The sequence below is a fragment of the Tolypothrix sp. FACHB-123 genome (assembly GCF_014697075.1).
Taxonomy (GTDB): domain Bacteria; phylum Cyanobacteriota; class Cyanobacteriia; order Cyanobacteriales; family Nostocaceae; genus Aulosira.
On sequence record NZ_JACJRE010000096.1, the window covers coordinates 1 to 21,018 of the forward strand.

General features: G+C 42.1%; 23 protein-coding genes and 2 pseudogenes. 9 read left to right on the forward strand and 16 right to left on the reverse strand.

Translation table 11 applies throughout. The annotated features are described in order from the left end of the window. Positions 1-192 precede the first annotated feature (192 nt). From H6G41_RS32160 to H6G41_RS32185, 6 genes are all read right to left on the reverse strand, one after another. Positions 193-2,142 (reverse strand): hypothetical protein, encoded by a 1,950-nt coding sequence (locus H6G41_RS32160; RefSeq protein ID WP_190752198.1) that lies wholly within the window; start codon positions 2,140-2,142, stop codon positions 193-195. Between the two features lie 405 nt (positions 2,143-2,547). Beyond that, on the reverse strand, positions 2,548-3,252 hold the full coding sequence (locus H6G41_RS32165; protein ID WP_190661963.1) for a hypothetical protein: 705 nt from the start codon (positions 3,250-3,252) through the stop codon (positions 2,548-2,550). Between the two features lie 14 nt (positions 3,253-3,266). Next, complete coding sequence (locus H6G41_RS32170) at positions 3,267-3,674, reverse strand: hypothetical protein (protein ID WP_190661965.1); 408 nt, start codon at positions 3,672-3,674, stop codon at positions 3,267-3,269. Then, complete coding sequence (locus H6G41_RS32175; protein WP_190752199.1) at positions 3,671-4,003, reverse strand: hypothetical protein; 333 nt, start codon at positions 4,001-4,003, stop codon at positions 3,671-3,673. The genes H6G41_RS32170 and H6G41_RS32175 overlap by 4 nt, the downstream gene beginning before the upstream one ends. Next, on the reverse strand, positions 4,000-4,173 hold the full coding sequence (locus tag H6G41_RS32180; RefSeq protein ID WP_190752200.1) for a hypothetical protein: 174 nt from the start codon (positions 4,171-4,173) through the stop codon (positions 4,000-4,002). Before H6G41_RS32180 ends, H6G41_RS32175 begins: the two co-directional genes overlap by 4 nt. Positions 4,174-4,443: 270 nt before the next feature. Then, a complete protein-coding gene (locus H6G41_RS32185) occupies positions 4,444-5,433 on the reverse strand; it encodes a reverse transcriptase domain-containing protein (protein WP_190752202.1) in 990 nt (329 codons plus the stop codon). 50 nt (positions 5,434-5,483) lie between these two features. Here H6G41_RS32185 and H6G41_RS32190 point away from each other — a divergent pair, with 50 nt between their 5' ends. Genes H6G41_RS32190 through H6G41_RS32200 form a run of 3 tightly spaced genes read left to right on the forward strand, consistent with a single transcriptional unit; the run spans position 5,484 to position 8,139 of the window. Next, positions 5,484-5,711, forward strand: coding sequence for a hypothetical protein (locus H6G41_RS32190; RefSeq protein WP_190752204.1), 228 nt, complete (start codon positions 5,484-5,486; stop codon positions 5,709-5,711). A 33-nt stretch (positions 5,712-5,744) separates the two neighbouring features. After that, positions 5,745-6,356 (forward strand): hypothetical protein, encoded by a 612-nt coding sequence (locus H6G41_RS32195; RefSeq protein ID WP_190752206.1) that lies wholly within the window; start codon positions 5,745-5,747, stop codon positions 6,354-6,356. A gap of 55 nt (positions 6,357-6,411) precedes the next feature. Next, on the forward strand, positions 6,412-8,139 hold the full coding sequence (locus H6G41_RS32200; protein WP_190752208.1) for a recombinase family protein: 1,728 nt from the start codon (positions 6,412-6,414) through the stop codon (positions 8,137-8,139). On the opposite strand, the pseudogene H6G41_RS32205 reads toward H6G41_RS32200, so the two are convergent. The 3 genes and pseudogenes from H6G41_RS32205 to H6G41_RS32215 all read right to left on the reverse strand — a co-directional run. Continuing rightward, a pseudogene (locus tag H6G41_RS32205) lies at positions 8,050-8,763 on the reverse strand (reverse transcriptase N-terminal domain-containing protein); the annotation flags it as partial. The gene H6G41_RS32200 and the pseudogene H6G41_RS32205 sit on opposite strands and share 90 nt — an antisense overlap. 506 nt (positions 8,764-9,269) lie before the next feature. Next, a complete protein-coding gene (locus tag H6G41_RS32210; RefSeq protein ID WP_190752210.1) occupies positions 9,270-9,638 on the reverse strand; it encodes a hypothetical protein in 369 nt (122 codons plus the stop codon). Positions 9,639-9,821: 183 nt separating this feature from the next. Further along, positions 9,822-10,172, reverse strand: coding sequence for a hypothetical protein (locus H6G41_RS32215; protein ID WP_190752212.1), 351 nt, complete (start codon positions 10,170-10,172; stop codon positions 9,822-9,824). Positions 10,173-10,776: 604 nt separating this feature from the next. Between H6G41_RS32215 and H6G41_RS32220 the strand changes: the two genes are divergently transcribed. Both H6G41_RS32220 and H6G41_RS32225 read left to right on the forward strand, forming a co-directional pair. Continuing rightward, positions 10,777-11,352 carry a GNAT family N-acetyltransferase gene (locus H6G41_RS32220; RefSeq protein ID WP_190662522.1) on the forward strand — a complete coding sequence of 192 codons (576 nt, stop codon included), beginning with the start codon at positions 10,777-10,779 and terminating at the stop codon, positions 11,350-11,352. A 3-nt stretch (positions 11,353-11,355) separates the two neighbouring features. Further along, positions 11,356-11,892, forward strand: coding sequence for a hypothetical protein (locus tag H6G41_RS32225; protein WP_190662517.1), 537 nt, complete (start codon positions 11,356-11,358; stop codon positions 11,890-11,892). A 100-nt stretch (positions 11,893-11,992) separates the two neighbouring features. On the opposite strand, the gene H6G41_RS32230 is transcribed toward H6G41_RS32225, so the two are convergent. From H6G41_RS32230 to H6G41_RS32255, 6 genes and pseudogenes are all read right to left on the reverse strand, one after another. Continuing rightward, positions 11,993-12,289, reverse strand: a complete 297-nt coding sequence (locus H6G41_RS32230) for a hypothetical protein (protein ID WP_190752214.1) — start codon at positions 12,287-12,289, stop codon at positions 11,993-11,995. Positions 12,290-12,865: 576 nt separating this feature from the next. Further along, a complete protein-coding gene (locus H6G41_RS32235; protein WP_190752217.1) occupies positions 12,866-13,753 on the reverse strand; it encodes a hypothetical protein in 888 nt (295 codons plus the stop codon). 97 nt (positions 13,754-13,850) lie between these two features. Further along, complete coding sequence (locus H6G41_RS32240; protein WP_199316435.1) at positions 13,851-14,705, reverse strand: hypothetical protein; 855 nt, start codon at positions 14,703-14,705, stop codon at positions 13,851-13,853. 291 nt (positions 14,706-14,996) lie between these two features. Next, positions 14,997-15,242, reverse strand: a pseudogene (locus tag H6G41_RS32245) (four helix bundle protein); the annotation flags it as partial. Between the two features lie 59 nt (positions 15,243-15,301). Further along, the gene (locus tag H6G41_RS32250) at positions 15,302-16,009 is read right to left on the reverse strand and encodes a hypothetical protein (protein ID WP_190752219.1); all 708 of its coding nucleotides are present in this window, start codon (positions 16,007-16,009) and stop codon (positions 15,302-15,304) included. Between the two features lie 488 nt (positions 16,010-16,497). Next, positions 16,498-16,821, reverse strand: coding sequence for an XRE family transcriptional regulator (locus tag H6G41_RS32255; protein WP_242038128.1), 324 nt, complete (start codon positions 16,819-16,821; stop codon positions 16,498-16,500). A 264-nt stretch (positions 16,822-17,085) separates the two neighbouring features. On the opposite strand from H6G41_RS32255, the gene H6G41_RS32260 reads away from it, so the two are divergent. Both H6G41_RS32260 and H6G41_RS32265 read left to right on the forward strand, forming a co-directional pair. Next, the gene (locus H6G41_RS32260) at positions 17,086-17,379 is read left to right on the forward strand and encodes a DUF5674 family protein (protein ID WP_190752221.1); all 294 of its coding nucleotides are present in this window, start codon (positions 17,086-17,088) and stop codon (positions 17,377-17,379) included. Between the two features lie 41 nt (positions 17,380-17,420). Continuing rightward, positions 17,421-17,783 (forward strand): hypothetical protein, encoded by a 363-nt coding sequence (locus tag H6G41_RS32265; RefSeq protein ID WP_190752223.1) that lies wholly within the window; start codon positions 17,421-17,423, stop codon positions 17,781-17,783. An 87-nt stretch (positions 17,784-17,870) separates the two neighbouring features. On the opposite strand, the gene H6G41_RS32270 is transcribed toward H6G41_RS32265, so the two are convergent. Next, complete coding sequence (locus H6G41_RS32270) at positions 17,871-18,095, reverse strand: hypothetical protein (RefSeq protein ID WP_190552198.1); 225 nt, start codon at positions 18,093-18,095, stop codon at positions 17,871-17,873. A gap of 289 nt (positions 18,096-18,384) precedes the next feature. Between H6G41_RS32270 and H6G41_RS32275 the strand changes: the two genes are divergently transcribed. Further along, a complete protein-coding gene (locus tag H6G41_RS32275; RefSeq protein ID WP_190752225.1) occupies positions 18,385-20,661 on the forward strand; it encodes an FdhF/YdeP family oxidoreductase in 2,277 nt (758 codons plus the stop codon). 57 nt (positions 20,662-20,718) lie between these two features. Beyond that, on the forward strand, positions 20,719-21,018 hold a 300-nt coding region (locus tag H6G41_RS32280; protein WP_190752227.1), incomplete at its 3' end, for an arylamine N-acetyltransferase.

Sequence of the window (21,018 nt, forward strand, 5' to 3'; positions counted from 1 at the left end):
ATAGCCACCAGTTACCACACTCAAAAACAAACATCATTATTCAAATTACTACAAAAGGGGAATGAAGGGGCTGCCGACGGCAGCCCCTTCATTCCCCCCCTTAAAATGATTATCATTCTTGTTAATGGAATAGTTTATTTTCTGGAAGTCCCTTAAAACAAGCAAAAAATTTGCCAACGAAGAGAAAAAGTACTATTCAACATCTGCCATCAGTTGTTTGTATTCCGAAACGGCGTTTCGATAAGCCTCATTCTCCCCAGGTCTTGCATCCCAAAGGATTCTAATGATGTGGGTCTGGTTGAGATTCATTTCGTTTCGCAAGCGCAAAATCTCCGCTATTGCCTCATTTCGGAGTAAGGCGAAACGGGTGAAACGCTGCTGTTGTGAATCGAAACTATTGATGGAGCGTCCTTTCGGCGTTTCGGATGATTGTTTCGCTGTTTCGCTAGGTAAGGAATCCGAAACGGTTTCATCAGCGTGAAAACTCGACTCCAGTCTCTTGATAGTATCGATATCAGAACTGAGAAATTCTCCAGGAGTGGGTGGCTGAAATCCTTCAAGAAAACTTCTAGAATCACGGTCATAGCCAGAATGATTTTCCAGCTTAGGCATTGCAAACCAATTATTTAATCCACCATGATAAACCGCTCGGTTTACAGGTGAAGCATCAATGAACTCCTGAAGTTTGGCATCACTGATTTTCTGAGAATTGGGGATAAAACCAGTAGAAATCATCGCACTGTAAGCGGCAATATTCACACTAGAAACAATTGCCAGGGGAGTAAATTGCGATCGCAATCCGCCGCTAATGCCTAAATCTTCAGTATGGGGATTCTGAGCTAAAATCCAAACTCTAATCCCCGCAGAGTCACCGCAGGAAGTATAACTGGTCAATTTGCCTTTGAGCCAATCGAGTTGTTTAGCAATCTTGAACTGACTGCCAATCTGTGTACCTTCATCAAAAGCCAGCAACTTGTCACCAGCAAGAGCATCAAATTCTTTAATGCAGTTTTGGAACCAACTGACGATTTCGAGTGGAGTCATCGATGGAGTAGAAGCCCGTTTGAGGACATCTACACAGCCAGAGAAATAACCAGTTTCCTTTGGGTCGTTCTTGGGGTCAATGTAAAAAATGGTAGTCTGCGGATGCAACTGTTTAATTCGCCGTAAAGCGTTACTCACAAGCAAACCTTTGCCAGCCCCAGGAATGCCTATGATTAAATGATTAGAAATCCGTTGTGACATCTTCTCAATTACATCAAGTGTTTGCGGAGCTTGGGGACTGTATTCATCAATGTATGTGTTAGTTTCTGAAGTTGGTGAGCAAGGAATACCAAGCGGTAAATCAGTTGTTGGTGCGGCTAAAGGTAAGTGAGCAATAGGTGGAGGGGGTAAGTTAATTTGAGGTGCTTCTAATTGTGGGGGACGTATTTGTTGAATTGCTTGGACATGGTGATAATTCACCCTGGGGTCAACTGAAACTTTGGCAAGATGTTGATTGAGTTGGTCAAATGTGGGGAAGACACCGCGAAAATTGACAAAGCAATCAAGCAAATATCGGTAAGCGTAAAAGCGTTTCCCAGGTTCCACAATATTAATAAACTCAGTTAAGGTATGGGTGTGCTGTCTGAGCATGGCAAATTCATAACGCTCGCAGGGTTCCAAATGATGCATCAAGTCAACAAATTCGTTTTGATTTGAGAACCATTCTTCTCTGGCTTGGCTATCACCCATTGCTGATAAAAACTCGAAGAAATTGCCTCTGATGAAAGGTATGGGTGCAAACTGATGGGAAGCATTCATGTCAGTTGCAACCGCCCAAACATACCCAGCACTAGCAATTAATGCACCGATGGGTGCCAAAGGACTAGTAGCGTAACAAACTGCTCCAATTGCCCCACCAGCAAGAGTGATGAGTTTCGAGAGGTTCATCCCAGCTCGCTCATCTTTGGCTCTAACTAATAGCTGATCGGTACGTTCAACTAACCAAGCCGCAACATTTCCCGCTTCCAGGTGTTCTATTGAGGGATAATCTTCTCTGAGTCGAGCAGTTTCTAGCGTAGTTAAAGATGGTACTTGGTTTCCCTGATAAGTCTGGTTGTGATGAGATGCAGGATCTGGCTGATAATTGAGAAAATCCATAGAGTTCACCAATACTGATTATCAAAATAGAATTCAGGAGTCAGGAGTCAGAATTCATACTGAATTCTGTACGACTGGTGAGGCAGTCCGTTGGCGGGGTTACCGCGCTTAAAGGAACTGCCGTTAGCGCAGCGTAAAGCCTTCTGGTGCGTCGGCTTCGCCAACGGCATAGCTTCTCCTGTCGGAGAGGCTGCGCCCTAAGCGAAGCTATGCCGTTGGCTTTACGCTTAGAGCGACGCAGGAGCGTCACCCGTAGGGCAGATGAATAAGTGGGTTTAAGACCCCCGCTAAATTTTTAATTTAGCGGTCTACAATTAGTGGTGGGTCTGAATCCCCCACTATCTGAATCCTCCACTAATTGCATTCTGACTCCTGACTCCTGACTCCTGACTTCTGGATTCTTCTTCATTTGGTCAATTTCCAAATCGTGTAGCCAATTTCGCCAGCCATCATTGAGCCTAAGTTGTAGACAAGGCAGGCAAGGATAGTGCTGGGGTTGGTGAAAGCGAAAGGGTTCCGTCCAACAAAAGTGGTTGTCAGGTCGAAAATCCAAAAGAACAAAGCAACTGCACCACCTGTGTGTCGTTCTTTCATCCCGGCAACCTTGTAATCCCGCCACAATGCCTGTGTTAGGTCAATGGTGCCACTGGGTTTGCCGCCTAATGTAAACTGCTTGGAATATTCAAACTCGGTTTTTGCTTCTTCTGGGCGTTTACCACGCAATGTTCGAGCTTGCATCACTTGAACTAATGCAGATATGCCAAAAGATAACCAGAATAATGGATTGAAGGGCAGTGCTAACCAACCAATCCACCCAATCCAATTTTGTTCAAACCAGGGAAGGAGAGGAATGCCGCCAAACATTGTCTGCCAAATGCCATCAGTACTGAGTAAAGAACCGATGAAAAAGCCCAGTGCGCCGATGATTTTTGTACCACCAGAACCAGGAGTGACGAACTGTGCCAGGATGTAGGAAACGAAAGATACAGGGATGGAAATAATATCAACAATCCATCCAGCAAGGATTTCTATGTAGTCTGAAACTCCTTTCTTTTTTTGTGTCTGTTTCTCGGTTGCTTGCTCAGAAGATGAGTTTTTATGAGTATTCACTCTCTTAATCCCTCCTAGTCAGGTGCATCATTACAAGCATTTTTGTAGTGGTATTTCCATTGCCATTGCCGAGAAGAAATCCGCCCAATGCAAGCACCCGCAGAGTCATAAACATAAACCACTTCCGACTCTAACCAACCTGTAGTTTCTGGGCGCGGATCTCGTTTTGGATTATCAATGTACTGCCGGATTTTGAGTTTTTGAGTATTGGGCATGACTTGGGTTTGAGCTAACTTTAAAGCTGTCAGCTGGCGTTGCTCGATGCGTGAGCGCTCTACATCTTCACTCTGTTCAATGCTTGCGGCAGCGTTAAATGATTGAAATTGGGATGGGAGTTTTAGGAATAGTGGCGATGCAATTAAGGCTATTCCTAGAAAGCCAAGTATTGCTTGTCCAAGGTATTTATTAGCACTAGTAGTCACGATTTCTCTCCGATCAATTTCACCGATATGCCAGCAGTAAAGCCTAAAGTCATGGCAGCTATGGTGACATTAGGCTTTATCAGTAATGTTGAAATCCCGATCGCGGCAGCCCAGAAACAACCATTCGCAATAGCAATTAATCGCTTGTTTTTTGGCTTGGTTATTTGGTCGTTGAGAACTTGATGTACGATTGCATAGTCTTCCAGCTCAGTCAGAATGTCTGTTACAGAAGCTCCGTACTCTTTTTCAAGCCTTGCAATTGCTATTTGGTCAAGCTTGACTGGGCTAATTGCTAGTTTCTGCAATGCCTGTGCGAGTTTGAGGCTCATTTTGAAACACGCCCCAAAATTGCAAAACCTGCACCAACAACTATTCCTAAAGCTGGGAGCAATCCAGCAGAGAGTACGCCAGTGGCAATTACACTTCCTACTAAATAACCACTTCCACCCAAAGCACCCAAAACTGAAGTGGTGAATAAACTTGTACTGAGAATATCCATAACTGTCTTTTTCCTTTGGGATTTCAAGATTTCTTGCAGTAGTTGTATTTGAGCAACAGTAGCGACAGTCTCCTGATGTAGTTGTAGAGCAAGTGCTACTGTTGAATAAGCTTCTAGAAGCGAATCTGTGTCCCCATTGAGCTGACTCGTTCTCTCAAAAGGTTCAGTCGCTGTTTGAGTTGTTGGTTGAGTCGATGGGGGATATTATTCCCTGCACCTCTCAGTTAGATCCGTGCGTACCCGTTTCCGTGTACACGGCTCCCGATGTTCTTAGCTTGCGCTTTTGCTCATGTGCTTGTAATCGTGGCAACTCTCATGAATTGCTTCCAGATTATTTTTCTTCCAGTTGGCGTGATTTCCATCGATGTGATGCAGATGAATCCGTTCTTCATCGATGAATTTTAAACCGCAGGAGGCACATCTATGGTTTTGCTTCTTAAGAGCTTTAGAGGTTTCGCCGTCGTAGAGCTTACTATTACGTTCACTCCAGTAGGCTGTATCTCCGTCATAGGGGGATTTTGTTCCTTTGACCATGACGTGTTTATTTTCGGAGTAGGAAACTGCTGGGAATGCCTCGTCTAGTAATTTCTTGCTAGAATCGCGGTTTTGCTTGGTTTCCTTGTTGAGTACCGTGTAAGCTCTTTTTTGGATGTAATATAACGAGTTTCTAGACCCGTCCATCTTGCAGAACTTATGGTAATTTCTCCAGCCTCTAACTATCGGAGCTAATTTCTCAGCCTTCACGATAGAACCATAATTCGAGTTGTTGACGATGTGTTTTACTTTCTTGCGGAACGCTTTGAAGTTGTCCACTGAGGGAGTGCTTTTGAACTTTCCGTTGTTCTGGACTTTAAAGTGCCAGCCGAGGAAATCAAACCCATCTGTCGCGGCGGTAATTTTGGTTTTCTTTTGGCTTACATTCATTCCGCGTTTACGGAGGAACTCGCTGATTCTTTCAAGTATCTCTGTCGCATCATCTTCGGGTCGGAGTATAATAACCATGTCATCTGCGTATCGGACTGATGACTCGGTGATTTTACTGACTGGGGTTTTAGGTGTAATCCTTTTACCCTCTGTGTATTGGCTATGGTATCTGTGTATACTCTCAATTCCGTTGAGTGCAATATTAGCTAGTAATGGGCTAACTACCCCTCCTACAATCTTGCAAAAAATTCCATAGAGTTCTCGGTCACTATTCCTCGAAAACAACTGCGTCCAGGCTATGGTAAAGGTTTTGCAGGGGCACCAATAAATACTCATATAGTCCCCGATGATGGCATTACAGGGCCATCTATTGGAGGAAAGAAACCATGAGTAGTCAAAAGCCGAAAAAAAGTCGGCATCTCTTGGTGCAAGTTAGTTTTGAAGCCAGCCGGATATCAGATGAGTGTATGGCTTGTGCCTATGAACAAGTAATTCCTGAACTTCGCCTTTCAAAACGAAAATCCAGTCAAAATCCCGGATTACAAAATGAGCTAACAAGGGAAGGGGCAGAAGAAGTTGGTCATTTTAACTCCTTAAATTTTGGTAGTGGGTGATTTTGTGACAAAATCAGGAAGGAGTAAAAACTGATGAAAAAAAAGAAGCGACCTGACAACTTAAGTTCACCAAGAGGTGGATATCGAGAGAATGCAGGTAGAAAATCAGGCTGGAACCACAAAGATACTTGTACAATCAGAATCCCTAAAGAATTTGCTTCTCAACTTGTAGAAATAGCTCGTCGCCTGGATAAGGGTGAAGAGATTGATAATGACACAGAATCTATTAACAAAGAAAAGGATTTAGTTACAAAATCAAAACTAGTTGGTAGTTTAGGCGATCGCGAATTTGTCCACCAGTCAGAGTCGCCATTTGATATTGACACAAAATCTAAATCTTTAGTTGATGATACTGTCACAGAATCAATGTCTAGTTCAGTACAATCCTTAACCCAGTTACAGAAACAGCAAGAATTATCGGCTAAATTTGATTTTGATACAGAATCAAGATTGCCGAATTTCGATATTGTAACAGAATCAAGTTTTCTAGAGATTAGTCAGACGAATCACGACTTTTTTCCAGACAAAGCTTTTGCACTCAAAAACGCAAAAACTATCCTGACAGCAAAAAAATCAGCACGAGAGTCAATTGCCCGATTACTGTCAAAACTCTACTCAACCCAGGTAAAAGCAGATGATCTTTAACGAGATCAGTCGCTCAGGTAGAACACAAAAATTTACTTAATTTAAGGTCTAATTTATGACCACTAACCAATTACAGGCTGCTATCTACGCTCGGGTTTCTACAGAGCAGCAAACAGAAACTCAGACAGTCGCTAGTCAATTAGCTGCCCTTCGCTTGAGGGTAGCAGCAGATGGGTTAAAACTGTGTGAAGAACTGACCTTTATTGATGCAGGGTATAGTGGAGCAACACTGGTACGTCCGGCATTAGAGCGTTTGAGAGATTTGGCTTTTGCTAATGGAGTAGATCGGCTTTACGTCCACTCTCCCGACCGATTAGCTCGCAAATATGCCTATCAAGTGCTATTAATTGACGAAATGCACCGTTGTGGCGTGGAAGTAATTTTCCTCAATCGAGAATTGGGACAATCGCCAGAAGATGATTTGCTGCTACAAGTACAAGGGATGGTAGCCGAGTACGAACGAGCCAAAATCATGGAACGCAGTCGGCGAGGTAAACGACATGCAGCCAAATCCGGCTCAGTCAACGTCTTGTCTTGTGCCCCCTATGGTTATCAATATGTCAGCAAAGCCGATGGTGGCGGTCAGGCTCACTTTGAATTGGTTATCGAACAAGCTCAAGTAGTTCGACAAATATTTGACTGGGTGGGCAGAGAAAGGCTCACAATTGGGGAAGTGTGTCGCCGACTGAATGCAGATGGACACCTGACCCAAACCCTAAAAACGGTTTGGGATAGGTCTACGGTGTGGGGAATGCTCAAAAACCCAGCCTATATTGGATTTGCTGCTTTTGGTAAAACCCAAGTTTGCTCCCGTCGGCATCGATTACGACCGATTCGGGGTGCTTCTGCTCAACCAAGGCGTGACTATTCAACCAACTCAGTTGATGTCTCTGAATGGATTTCAGTCCCAGTCCCCAAGATTGTGGATGAAAATTTGTTCGCTGCTGTACAAGAGCAATTGCAAGAAAATCAGCGTCGTTCTCGAATTGGTCAACGAGGTGCCAGATACTTGTTGCAAGGTTTAGTTACCTGCAAGCTCTGTGGTTATACTTACTATGGCAAAGCTATCAGTAATAAATCTGCCAAAAGCAAACCTCGTGATTATGCTTATTATCGGTGCATTGGTACTGATGCTTATCGCTTTGGCGGTAATCGAGTTTGTAGCAATACTCAGGTACGAACTGATACTTTGGAAGCGGCTGTTTGGCAAGAAGTATGTTCTTTGCTCAAAAATCCCCAACGCCTTTATCTGGAATATCAACGTCGAGGGCAAGAACCGACTTCAGCTACTCAAGAAAATATTAAAGCCTTAGAATCTCAAATTACCAAACTACGTCGGGGTATTGCACGGTTGATTGATAGCTATGCTGAGGGTCTAATTGAAAAAAACGAATTTGAGCCAAGGATTCATAAAATTAAAGAACGAGTGGCAGTTATCGAAGCCCAGGTGAAAAATCTTAACGATGAGGCTACGCTAAATCGGGAACTGAGGCTGATTATTGGTCGCTTGGAGGAGTTTTCCGCTAAAGTCATCAACAACCTTGACTCAATAGAATGGAATAGCCAACGAGAAATTATTCGCCTGCTAGTAAAGCGAGTTGAGGTGGACACTGAACAGGTAAATGTGGTTTTTCGCGTAGGGGAAGTTCCTGATTTCCCAAAGTTTGAGCCAGAAAGTTTGCAAGATTGTGGGAGGGGTAACCACTCCCCCTTGTGGGGTTCCTTGTTCAGGAAATTCTGGATTTACCCCTGCCTTGAGGCATCGGAAAATACCGAGTTTTAAGCCTTTGGGGGCGATGAGTTCGTCCATTATTGCTGAGTGGTTAATCCTGTCGAAGCATTTTTCGATATCGAGTTCTATTACTCGTTTTTCTATTCCGTTTGCTTTAGAGCTTAGGTTGATAAAGATGTACTTTTGTGCATCATGGGCGGAGCGCCCAGTTCTAAACCCGTAACTCCGAGCGTGGAAAGTGGCTTCGTGTGCTGGTTCGAGTGCGTATTTTGCCAGGCATTGCCAAGCTCTATCCCCTATGGTCGGTATTTTAAGCATTCTGGTAGTCCCGTCCTTCTTGGGAATGGGGATTTCCCGTAATCCTTGATGCTTCCAATTTCCACTATTCATTTTCAGTAGTTCTTCAAGGTTGAAGCGTTCTTCAAATGAGAGGGATTTCTTATCATCAATACCCGCCGTCTTTTTGCCAGCATTTAGCTGAGATACTTGTCTTATTGCCAGAAATCGAGCCGAGGTGGATTTAAGAATAAGCTTTTGGAGTAACCTAGCTTTCCGCTTGTCTCCAACTTGAACAGCTTTAAATACGCGCTTTTGAAGGCGGAAAAGATTTCGGCGGAATTTCTTCCACGGTAGGGCTTTCCAAGATTCACTAGTATGTTTACTGTGTCTAATCATTCTCTTCTGGAGTTTGTATTTTCTGAACACCTCAGACCAATTACGGTCTGTCCTACCCGAATTGTGGGGATTAATCCGCTCGTCTGGGCTACTTGGGGTTCGACTGCCCCTAGACCCACAACTCGTTTTTATTCGTTCCCTCGGAGAGATTGATAGTTCCGTTAGATGTAGCCAATTCGGCTGCTGGATTCCCTGGACTCTTACCGATACTAAAAAGATGTTCGGCGGGAATGGACTCCAGTGAGGTCAGGGATTTTGCGTTGCGCCCTGCCTTCCGCTAAGTCGCTTTTCTAGGCTCTGTTTCATCATAGGAACTCCCTGTTAGCACCAGTGTCAACCCGCAACGGTCGTCTGATTGCGCCCTGTTCCCAGCTTCACTCTACAAGAAACGAGCTTGTTCGGTGTGGGCAGATAAGGAGTCAATTCTGAGTCTGAATGGTAGGGCTTTCACCTACATCTGACCGAGAGTTCAGCCTTTAGTGACAGTAATCTGCTGTCGGGCTGGCTTAGTTATGCACGGACTGGATACCGAGATTCACTAGGCAACGAATCGCACCTTTTTTTTGGATGGACTCCCCCAATCTTGTTGAGGCTTCTTCGGCTAGGTTAATTAAGCTCTGATCAATCTCCGCTATTTGATTGTCAACTTCAAGCAGAGATTGCTCAGCAAAAGCATCTAGTACAGTTCCTTTGGCTGCAATCAACGATTCCATGAACAACAATGCGCCTGTTACCCCAGTAGAGGCACCCAAGATTTTCGATTGTTCGTTTTGAACGGCTATTGCGCCTGATATCGTCTGTTTATCTGCTGCTGTTAGCTTGTACGAAGCCTGTTGAATTGCTTCGTCAGCTTTCGTAATTGTGGCTTCTCCCATGCCATTGAATGGTTGTGAAGGAGACTGTTGGTCTTGTTTGACTTTTGAATGAGCAGCCAGAAATTCTTCGGGGAGTTGGGAATTAATTGTTCAAGTCTCACCTGGGAAGTTCTTACGGAACTCGTCAACTAACTTACCTGGCTTTATACCAATAGATTCTGCATATTCTTTAATAGTCATTATCTAAACTCCTGTAAATTTTTCTGGGTGTTGTTTTAACTCAACTGCGGTTTTAATTAAACCCTTAAGTAAAACGCAAGTTCTAATTTGTTGGAGAACTGGGAGATGCCAATTAGTCAATTTGACATGGCGATTTAATCCACCATTCTCTTCATCTCTAAAATCAGCAAAACTTGGGAGATATAAAGAAGCTAAATCTAGATATGTTCTTAATTGCCTTTCGCTAATTTGTGGTTTCAATCTCAGAGCTGCCTGTTGTCTTGTGAGAACTTCTTCAACGGAGCAAGAACTTTTCAGTTGCAATACTTTCCCTCCTTTCACTTCCGATTGACTTCCGATGAACTTCCGATTCATTTCCGGAAGTGCTGATATCAATCATAAAAAACTTGCTTAGTTGAAAGTCATGTTTATCTCACAACTTAGCGTCAGACTGACACTAAATAGTTAATTCTGAATACAGAATTCTGTATTCAGAATCCAGGATTGATTAGTGAGCGATTCAGAGCCACTACGCGCTATTGACTGCTAAATTAAAAATTTAGTATGACGTTTCACCGTCTATTAATCCGCTAGCGATGCACTGATATGTCGAACTGCCACACCTAATTCAATTCTATAAAGCCCTGCGGGCATGGCTGCGCTTAGAGCGATAGGGAGGCGTTTAGCCCATTCTGGCTTCTGAGTCCTGAATTCTGTTTGATAACAATTTATGGATAGCGCCAAAGTGATTAAGTACATGTGGTTTGGGTTGTTGATATCTTGTACTACTTTCATCCGCTAACCAATGACTGATTGTCTGTTGAGGATATCCCGTGAGCCTATGCATTATGTATATTGGAGTATCATGAATTTTTTTAAAATCCTTGGGATGCATTGGCTCAATCTCAATCTTTGGTGGCATTATACGATTAGCGTTATTGATTTTTTGGTTAACCATTTCCCCATTCAATGGCTGTTGATGAGTTTATTCAGCAAAGTAAAACTAATTCACGGTACTGATGGAATAACTGTGGAGGCAGATTTAGTAGAACTGGCGCAGAAGCACGTTATTGATTATGCTGGCAAATGGAAAGAACAGTTAAAACTTCACGGGCAAGAAGATAAATTTTGGGACTGGGAGTTTAAACTTCAGTCAATGATTAACAAACAACCAAACCGCGAAGGCTATGCAGTTGAATATGAAAGTGATACTCAAGGTTTGATGTTAATTGAAACCCAGATGCATGGTTCTCGGTTGTCAGAGGGCAAACGCTTAATTTATGTTGATGGCATTGCTTCTGCGCCCTGGAATCGAGAAATTATTCAAAGTCCTCCACAACTTAAAGGTGTCGGAACTGCACTATTAGCATTTGCCAGAAATCGCAGTATAGAACTAGGTTATGAGGGTAGGGTAGGGTTACATTCATTACCAGGGGCAGAAGAATTTTATGATCGTCAAGGGATGATTGATTTGGGAGAAGATGAAGATTATGACGATTTAATCTACTTTGAATATGGAGTACGCCGTTTTCTGGAAGAACGCAGTCAAGGTTAATCAATGAGTCAGCAAGAAAATAGAGAAAATCACAATACCTTTAGCCAAGAAAACTTAGTAAATCCAATGGATTTATTATCTCATGAACAATGGTTACAAAAAGCTGTGGAAGCTGAGGATAAAGTAGGCGGGAATATTGGTGCTGGATTAGATTGGGGTTCGGCATTTGGTGACCTAATGCTTAACTTTGAGCTTTTAGGACGTTTAACCACGTTACGTATTTCTCTGAATAAAGAAGTGCGGTTGCTATTGAATAATTGGAATTTAGGCACAGCTACAAAAGTTGCAGTAAAAACAGCAAGAGAAAAAATCTTGGAAAAATTAAGATTGCCTACACCAGAGGTAAGAGAATCCATACTTGCTGCTCTAGGAAAAGATGAACTGTATGGTGAAGAGTTTATTTCTAATAGAGAAATATTACGCGAATTACTGGAATTATTATTGAAAGCAGAAGATTGGGAAAGCATTGCAGCAGTGGCAGCCGATTCCATCAAGCAACAAATTATTCGTCAAGCTGTTGATGAAAAGATGTCAGCGTAAGTTATGCACTTGACCAGTTATTGATGTGTCTCTAACTCAGCACCAGAAAATTGAAAATTCATAAGTGTTAGCGGCAATCACTTCAAAGTACTATCAAGCCTTAGCTGTACACCTGAAGTGAAAGAGCTTTTCGCTTCAAATTACCGTGACCATCATCCCCATTAGTTGTAATGGTAGGCTGCTGTCTGCATTCCGAGCGATTACATCTGAAATCCCAGTGATTAATTTGAGATTTTCCACGATGCTCTACCAGAACTATTTGGTTTTGATAAGTGGGATTTTGACCACTGATCAAAAATGCATCTCCTAATCCATAAAAGCCAGTGAGTACATAATGTCGCTTGTCGATACCCATTAATGCATCCCAAGCTTGTTGAGTTTGTTGCTGTACATCCATATTGATTAACCTAAATCTTGGTAATTGCTCGTAACAAAGCTATTCATCTAGTTTCAAAACTTCCAAGGTTTGTGCAAGCGCCTGTATTGCATCTGCCAAACTCAAATCCCTTTTGTTATCGCATAAGAATTGATAAACTCGTGGGTTATGCTCTTGAAAATCTACTAGTAAATTGAAGATTTTATCAAACAGAATTTAGAAGTCAGGAGCCAGAATTCAGAATTAAATTCTATGCAACTGGCGGATGAATAAACGGGTTTAAAATCCCCGCTAAATCTTAGATTTGGTGGTCTTATCCCAAAGAAAGCGGCTAAAAGCGAACAATCAGTTGGGCATTCAGAGCCGCCACTTATTACATTCTGACTCCTGAATTCTGACTTCTAAATTCTTCAATCTCAACTAATTCTTCATGCACAGATTCTCTGGTTCTGCTGTCTAAGTACAGTGTCTTGTCTAGAGTTTGTTCATTCATGATTTTCGGAGAATATAAAGAAGCGCTCTGTTAATAACAAAGCGCTTGCTAATTGATAATTTGTAAGATTTTGGTAACTATTTTCGGGATAATTTTCATTAAAACTAGCTTGAAAACCTACTCAACAGTTCTTCGCGAGACAATTGAGGTAATTGCAGTAGTACTCTAGCAAACTCATCTGGTGGTAACTGTAACAAACTCTCAACTACTCTTGATAGCTCTTCATCTAAATTACCAAACCTGACTCTCAGTAAGTTCTCTACAACTTCACGTTGCCCTTTTTGCTTTGTAGTTTCTTCCCATTCTTGATATGCTTGTGACAAATTCATAATTAACTCCTGGTCATCTTGTGTGAGATTTTCCGGCTGTTGAATTGAAATAATTCGCCAATTGGTAATTAGTTTAAGAGTGTTTTGTCGTACTACGTTGTTATCGGGTAGTGCTAGTAATTCACTGACAGCTTGGCGTTGAGTTTCTCCTTTACCTAAGAGCCTTAACCACAATGTTTCACTGGTTACTGGTAGCTGGTTAATCGCGACTATCGCCGTTCTCAATGAATTAGCTAGAAAGTAAACTCCAGCAGACCAATTGTCTAGCTCCAGTTTAGCGCCAAAACTGTTAAGCAAACTTTCTGAAGCTGATGGTGCTAAAATCCATAATCGTGCAAGATTATCCTCTGGTAAGCTCGCATCCTCTCGCTTGGCTTTTCGTTGTGAGTCTGCCATGACTGTAAAGACCTTCAGAAGACAGTTGCGTACTTCTGTCTTCGTTGGTTGATTGCGAAATGGTTCTAGCAGAGAAGTTCCTACAGCTATTCTGCCAAGTAACCCCAATGACTGTTGATTAGCTTGGGGTGTTGGTGAGGCAGAAAACAAAATATCTACTTGGCGAATTTCATCGGTTATTTCTTTATTGACTTCCACCTTTCCTAGAGGAGAAAGTAACTCTTCCAAGAATTGCTTTGAAAATTGATCATAAGGTTTTCTAGTCATATTTTAAATCGGAGATGTTTTGCATTTTAGGTGCTCAAATTTTGGTGCCAGATGAATAGTATTTGCCTATCTAAATGTGTATTTTTTCAGCGAGTATCTATACCATCTGTGCAACAGTATGCTGTTGAAATTGCTGCATCCATGCTTTGATGGCTTGCAGTTCATCCACACCATCAGTTACAGCACTAACAACATATTTTTGATATGAATTAGCAGCATGATTGGGGTGGTCAAACTTGTCTGATGCCCAAGCAATACACATGGTTTTTACAAGCTCATCAACTTTACTGTGATGAAGCTCACTGGGACTACTAACATCTTGAAAATGTAACCATTCTTTGATTAAATCAAGCGGGTAATTTAGTAATTTACGAATTTGTTTTACCCGTAAATCTTGAGGATGTATTGCAGATGTTACAGTAGTTTGCTTTGGATTTGATTGCGGTTGTGCAGATTGAGCATAATCGACTGAATCTGAAATTGGAGTTAACTTCGATTGAACATCACGAATCATTATTGCCCAATCAGCATTTGGATTCCATTCTCGACGAATTTTAGTTTTAGTCAAAGCATCATAGAGATTGCAGAAAACTGAATTTTCATCACCGGGATTGGCAACAATTATCAAAGGCTGAGTAAAATCTTGAACAACAGATGCAGCTAATAAGAATGATTTAGCAAAGTTTGTTTCAATGCCACTGCGGACGATATAAATTTCATCAGCTTGAACAACAATATCTAATTTTAGATTATCCTTGCCTTTGAAATCCTTATCTGTTAGTCTTAGCTCTAAAACATAACCTGTTAATGCTCTTTGGCTGACAGGAATCTTCTTATCTTGTTCAATTTCGCAGTTATACCAAGCATAAATCCAACCATCAACCTCTAATTTCTTCACATACAGATAAATTGGCTGTGGTGGATTACCTAATCCAAGTTTAATTTCAGGCATAATTAAAAATCATCCAGTTCAGTTTGGCTAGAATTCAGAAGTCAGGAGCCAGGAGTCAGAATGGAATTAGCATAACTTGTTAGTAACTTACTGACTTCTTCAAGTTGGATCATTAATTCCGAGGTATCATCGTACCCAAGGTCTCTAGTAAGAATTAAATAAGAAGAACTCAGAAGTCAGAATTCAGTAGTCAGAATAAAAGTTTATGAAAATTCAACAGCTTAACTTATAATTAATCGACTGTGAGATATTATCCTGAATTCTGAATTCTGTATCCTGAATTCTTTTCTAGTATCGACATTCTTCTAAAGACCCTTGTGCTATATTCATAAATCTTACTTTGTCTGCTGTTCCTTTCTTCTTAAATCCCTCAGCTATATTTGCTGGTATCGAAATTGCTGCTCTTCTAAATTGAGAGCTTAAGCCATATATTTCAGATTTAGGAAATTGACTAGTAAGTTTGTAAACGGCTAAAACAAATTGATGTGCTTTTTTCCAAACTATCAAATCTTGGAATGTTCTTGCTGGTTGTCTCATTTATTCTGACTCCTGACTCCTGACTTCTTAATTCTTATGATTGTTTTTGCATCTTGACTTTATTCATCTGGTGAATTGATTCTTGAATTACAGGCCTTGCAGCTTCTTTCACAGAGGCTTTGGCTTGTTGATATAAAAATTGTGTTACGCCCTCTGCATCTTCTTCTGGGTCGATTTGTGCCCATAATAGGCAATACTTCGACCATCGACAATGACCACACGGCATCGAATGCAGAATCACAGGGCACTTGCTGCTGATGTTCTGATGACGCTCTTTTCACCCACCAGCGACCGTCACTACATCCTGCCGAGCCTAGCTTTTTGTCGTTGTTGTAAATGCCATCATCAAGTAGTTCAAAGCCAAACTTCTCACATTCCAAGGCAATTTGTGCCATGAATTCGTTACCAGTGGTAGTAGCTGGTATTTTTTGCTTTTGTACTGGCAGTGTGCCTTGCTTGTAATGCCAAGTGATGTGGTTGTGGCACTTGGCCCAGCTGTTTGCACGATGTTCTTCGGTTGAGTTCACCATGACTACCCAGCGTTGGGTCACGAAGTCGTCATGATCGTAGGTGATGCTGGCTATCAGTTTATCGCCAACGTAAATTTCATAGTCGTAGCAGGTGATTTCGACAATGGTGAATTCTTCGAGTGCTAAAACTTCACCCTGTTGTGTGATGTGCTGCTCTTGCTCTGCTTGAGTTATCGTTTGCTCATCAACGGCGAAAGAAGCGAAAATTGCTTGCTGTGCAGGTGTTTTGTAGGTCATAATAGATATTCCTTTGATAAAAGGGTAAAAGGCGATCGCTGAGTTTTCCAGACATGGGCGATCGCCTTTGTTTTTGAAGCACAAAAGAGCGCTGTACAAATGAAACGCTCTCACAAAATAATCAGCGAAGCTGTAAAAATCTTTGGATTCTAGAAGTAGATTCGATAAATAACCAATTTTTTAGACTTAGTTAGGTCATCGGAATCATCTCCGGCGGCTTGAGCATTACAAGTTTGGCTTCCGGCTGCTAGTCCCGGTGGCATTGGGTTTTGTGGGTAACTAAACAGAATTCAGGAGTCAGGAGCCAGAATTCAATTCTGTGCGACTGCCTCACCAAATGTTCAATTCGGTGGTCTTCTCCCTCATAGAGAAGCACTCGCGTTCAATCAGTCGCGGGACTGAATCCCCAACTGATTGATTCTGACGGATGTATTCTGACTCCTGACTTCTGAATTCTTCTTGCTCTCCTTAACAATATAGTGCAACTTTTAGTTGCTTTTGTCAACCCCTAATTGCACAATTTTGGTTTCTGTTAAACACAGTAATTCAGCCAAAGTACAGCCAAATACTTTACATAAGCCAGTAACTAGTTCTGGGGAAGCACTTTTAACCTCTGTGAATGTTTCCATCCGGTTCAAATATTGCCGAGACATATCTACGTCATATTCAGCAAGCTTTTTAGATAAAGTTACTAATGGCATATCACCACGCAGTGAGCGCATTTTCTGCCCGCGCTCCTTTGTCCATCTAATAGATCCCACTTCAGTTAGTGGTAACATTACAACCTCTTCTATCTGTTCTTGGCTAGCCATATTATGCAATCTTTAGTTGACAAAAGCAAGAGTAAAGTGCAACTATTAGTATCAAGGAAAAAGTAAGGCTTATCACCTAATGGCAAGTTCATTCAGCTTAAATCTGTGAAATTCTGGTGGAAGGAGTATATGGTGTAGAAAACGAAGTAGAGAATTTTTGAAGCTACAGACTGTACCCTTGAACTGTTATTGTCTACGTACTAATCCTTATATTAATAATTGTATAAATTGATGTTGTTGATTATTAAGTAGGATGAGTTGCAATTGGTTTTAATTATTCGGGAACCTGCTACCCATGAACAAATAGAGGAAATGCTGAAAACTTGGGATGTATTTATTAAAATAGCAGTAGACATCGAACGTCAAATTCTTGCAGGTGGTGGGGTTCGCCACTACGAATGTGAACAAGAATTGCTTAAAGATGGAAGCCGACAACCCGATATTTGGGGGGCTGATTGGTCACCATATAACCAGGACATAGTGTTTGAGTCAATTATCAATATCCGTCCAAGCCAGAACAACCGTAGTATGATCATACAGTCACCACAGATTCTTTAACAAGTCAGCCAAATTACCAAGCAATTGCTAGGAGGATTGTAATGCCTAAGTGGAGTGCAATTGAAACTAGTTTTTTACATCTAACCCAGCCACAGCAATTAGGGGAATTGGCAGCCTGTTTAGCAAGGCTCAAATCTTGGGTAAAAAATAGTGCAAAGGGCGAAATAGTTCCAGTATTGTTAGAAGAGAGCTTGTTGTATTTGTCTTTGATACAGCAAAACAGTGAAGTTAATGATGTTGAATTAAATCAATTAATAGAGGTATTACAAGATTGGAAACTCAATTGGGTCAACAGTTGGAGCGAATCGACCCAAAGCGCAAATATGGCAGATTGTGCATCTACTTGGTCAGTCCGAGTATTAGATATGTCTGGTTTGCTAACCAATCAATCCATAAGTGCATAGAAATTCAAGAACTTAAAAAAGATAAAGAAACACAAAAACAAAGGGTAGCAGCAAATCTAGACATAATTCAGCTGCTCTCATACTTAATTAGTAAGTTACACCAAAGAAAAATCCGAATATAGCACCTAATAATGCACATATCTGTATGACTTTTGTTGGCTCTATGTATTTATTCGTGTATTTATATACCCCAGAATCTGGGCTGACAAAAGATAAAAATGTATACAGCAAGAAATAAAATATTGTGGGAGTCAGACCTCCTAGAAGAAATCCATAAACAGCCCAAGCCAAGCCAAAAAAAACAGATGTCATTATTTCTGTCTGTATTACTCAGAGTACTTATACTTATTTACCATAAAAAGAAGCAAGAATAGGCTCAATGGCTTAATCATGGGATGATTTCGCCCAATGTGAAACATTAAAATCAATACTTATCCTTTAGATACTAAACATAGCAAATAATTGTGTGAGTATAACTGCGACTCATAAAAGTCCAGTTCCTAACTTGTAGAGAGGGAGAAAATCTACCTAATGAGGAATTCTCATGTCCAGTAAATTACATTAAATTGCACAAAATGAACTGATTTGTCGCTGCAACTAGATGGATACTAACCCCCAGCCCCAACCGCCCTTCCACGAAACCAATGAAAACACCCCAGGGATGGGTGGTGGGTTGCCTGTAATTAAGTATTGGGCAAAGCACACACTGTCGCCAGAAGGTCCACATCTTTGGAAAACCCTGTTTCACAAGAGCGCTTGCCTGTCCTGCTCCTGGGGGACTGGTGGACAAAAAGGTGGGTTTACCAATGAAGCGGGTGAGAAAGTGCAACGCTGCATGAAAAGTGTAGAAGCAATTTCAGCCGAAATCCAACCTGCGGTTCCAGTCCACTTCTTTGATTACCACACAATTACTGACCTACAACAGCTATCTTCTATGGAAGCGGATCGATTGGGAAGACTCAGCTTCCCAGTGATTCGACGCTCAGGTAATGACCATTATGAGCGCATTTCTTGGGAAGAAATTTATGCGATCGCCACATCTGCATTTCTTCAACTACCAGAGCGAGTTGCATCCTACAGTTCGGGGCGCGGCTCCAACGAAGCGGCATTTTTACTACAACTGCTGCTGCGAACCCTAGGTTCAAATAATTTGGCAGATTGTTCAGATCTGTGCCATGCTCCTTCCACAACTGCACTCAAGGAGATGTTTGGCACAAATACCTCAATCGTCAGCCTGGAAAGCTTGAAGCAGGCAGATTGTGTGGTGTTAGCAGGGTCAAATTGCGCTTACAACCACCCACGTTTGATGAATGAGTTGATCAAACTGCGGGATCGGGGTGGCAAAGTGATTGTGATCAATCCTGTGATGGAAATTGGCTTGGTGAAATTTGGCTCTCCGGCATTCCCAGTTAAATCTCTGATTCCTGGTTCTGACATTGCTTCATTATATCTTCAGCCGATTCCCGGTAGTGATGTAGCGCTGTTTGTGGGCATTCAGAAAGCGTTAATAGAACAGGGGTTTGTGCAATACGACTTTTTGCGAGCATATACCCAAGGCTGGGAAGCGGTATTAGAACAGGCGCGATCGCTTTCTTGGGAAACTATTACTACTACCTGTGGCGTGTCCCAGCCAGAAATTGCAGCTGCCGCAACCATCATCGGCACATCAAAGGGTGTGGTCTTTGGTTGGGCAATGGGAATTACGCAACATACCAATGGTGTCGATAATGTCTACAGTATTGCCAATACAGCGTTGATTAGCGGACAGATTGGCAAACTGGGAGCCGGAGTCATGCCAGTACGGGGACATTCCAACGTCCAGGGCTTTGGCTCAATGGGTGTTACAGTGAAGCTCAAAGAAGAGATTAAGCAAGCCTTGGAGAAGTTGTTGGGGCGATCGCTCTCTTTACCCAAGGGTTATCATACTCGTGACCTCATAGAAGCAGCCCAAGTGGGCAAAGTGGATAGTCTCATCTGTGTAGGTGGCAATCTCTATGGTGCTAATCCTGACTCAGCACAGGCAAAACGGGCATTGGGTAACATTGATACTATCATCTATCTTGCTACTAAACCCAATATTGGTCACTTTCACGGATTGGCGAAAACTCACACAATCATCATTCCTGTGCTCAACCGATTTGAAAACCCCCACAAAACCACCGTTGAATCGGGTAACAACTTTGTGCGCCTTAATGATGAAGGCAAAACGCACCTCAAGGATGCAGATTTAATTTCCGAAGTTGAGTTTTTAACTGAACTAGCGCATCGCCTGCTGGGTGATTATCCTGTCGAATGGCGTAAACTGCAAGATACGCGCTACGTGCGGCAACTGATTGCTACAACCATTCCCGGCTATGAAAAAATCGCGACGATTGACGACACCAAAGAAGAGTTCACCATCTCTGGGCGCATCGTCACCGAACCCCATTTTAAAACGCCGTCAGGTAAGGCAAAAATGTTGACTACGCCACTGCCGAATCTGGCTTTACCTCAACCTCAAGATTTTGACATTGATCCTAGAGCCAATAGTCTCGTGCTGGCATTAATGACTGGACGCAGTTATTCCCAACATAACACGGTGGTTTACAAAATTGACGATCAGTACCGGGGAATGCCCCATCGCCACTGCATTTTGATGAATCGCACAGATGCACAAAAGATTGGGTTAGCCGAACATGATCTCGTCACAGTCCAGGGCGATGCCGACAAACTAGAGAATGTAGAAGTGATTTACGGTGCTGTACGCGAAGGTGCGGCGTTGATGTTTTATCCGGAGGTGAATGTCATTTTTAAAGCCAGAACAGAAACGCGCTGCGGTACGCCTGCTTACAAACGGGTGCCGGTGCTAGTGTATGCAAAACAGCGATCGCCACATTGATCGGCTATTTCAACAAGGATGGCATTATAGAAATGGTGGCAGTAGAAGGGGAGTAAATTGGAACATTTATCCGATACAGTAGACCTCAATGCTTATTTTCAACGAATAGGTTATAGCGGAGATTGCTGTGCCACGCTGCAAACGCTACAGGCAATTCACCTATGCCATACCAAGGCGATTGCCTTTGAAAATCTAACTTCATTGCTCAAACAACCTGTCTGTTTGAATTTAAAATCGTTGTCGAGAAAACTTATTAATGAAAGACGTGGCGGCTACTGTTTTGAGCAAAACTTATTGCTACGCTCAGTCTTGCTCGCCCTTGGCTTTAAGGTCAAAAATTTAGCAGCCCGTGTACTC

Excerpts from the sequence above, each read along its gene's own strand:
- H6G41_RS32160 (WP_190752198.1), bottom strand. The coding sequence starts at position 2,142 with ATGGATTTTCTCAATTATCAGCCAGATCCTGCATCTCATCACAACCAG.
- H6G41_RS32175 (WP_190752199.1), bottom strand. The coding sequence starts at position 4,003 with ATGAGCCTCAAACTCGCACAGGCATTGCAGAAACTAGCAATTAGCCCA.
- H6G41_RS32180 (WP_190752200.1), bottom strand. The coding sequence starts at position 4,173 with ATGGATATTCTCAGTACAAGTTTATTCACCACTTCAGTTTTGGGTGCT.
- H6G41_RS32185 (WP_190752202.1), bottom strand. The coding sequence starts at position 5,433 with ATGAGTATTTATTGGTGCCCCTGCAAAACCTTTACCATAGCCTGGACG.
- H6G41_RS32190 (WP_190752204.1), top strand. The coding sequence starts at position 5,484 with ATGAGTAGTCAAAAGCCGAAAAAAAGTCGGCATCTCTTGGTGCAAGTT.
- H6G41_RS32195 (WP_190752206.1), top strand. The coding sequence starts at position 5,745 with ATGAAAAAAAAGAAGCGACCTGACAACTTAAGTTCACCAAGAGGTGGA.
- H6G41_RS32200 (WP_190752208.1), top strand. The coding sequence starts at position 6,412 with ATGACCACTAACCAATTACAGGCTGCTATCTACGCTCGGGTTTCTACA.
- H6G41_RS32210 (WP_190752210.1), bottom strand. The coding sequence starts at position 9,638 with ATGGGAGAAGCCACAATTACGAAAGCTGACGAAGCAATTCAACAGGCT.
- H6G41_RS32215 (WP_190752212.1), bottom strand. The coding sequence starts at position 10,172 with ATGAATCGGAAGTTCATCGGAAGTCAATCGGAAGTGAAAGGAGGGAAA.
- H6G41_RS32220 (WP_190662522.1), top strand. The coding sequence starts at position 10,777 with ATGAGTTTATTCAGCAAAGTAAAACTAATTCACGGTACTGATGGAATA.
- H6G41_RS32225 (WP_190662517.1), top strand. The coding sequence starts at position 11,356 with ATGAGTCAGCAAGAAAATAGAGAAAATCACAATACCTTTAGCCAAGAA.
- H6G41_RS32230 (WP_190752214.1), bottom strand. The coding sequence starts at position 12,289 with ATGGATGTACAGCAACAAACTCAACAAGCTTGGGATGCATTAATGGGT.
- H6G41_RS32235 (WP_190752217.1), bottom strand. The coding sequence starts at position 13,753 with ATGACTAGAAAACCTTATGATCAATTTTCAAAGCAATTCTTGGAAGAG.
- H6G41_RS32240 (WP_199316435.1), bottom strand. The coding sequence starts at position 14,705 with ATGCCTGAAATTAAACTTGGATTAGGTAATCCACCACAGCCAATTTAT.
- H6G41_RS32250 (WP_190752219.1), bottom strand. The coding sequence starts at position 16,009 with ATGACCTACAAAACACCTGCACAGCAAGCAATTTTCGCTTCTTTCGCC.
- H6G41_RS32255 (WP_242038128.1), bottom strand. The coding sequence starts at position 16,821 with ATGGCTAGCCAAGAACAGATAGAAGAGGTTGTAATGTTACCACTAACT.
- H6G41_RS32265 (WP_190752223.1), top strand. The coding sequence starts at position 17,421 with ATGCCTAAGTGGAGTGCAATTGAAACTAGTTTTTTACATCTAACCCAG.
- H6G41_RS32270 (WP_190552198.1), bottom strand. The coding sequence starts at position 18,095 with ATGACATCTGTTTTTTTTGGCTTGGCTTGGGCTGTTTATGGATTTCTT.
- H6G41_RS32275 (WP_190752225.1), top strand. The coding sequence starts at position 18,385 with ATGGATACTAACCCCCAGCCCCAACCGCCCTTCCACGAAACCAATGAA.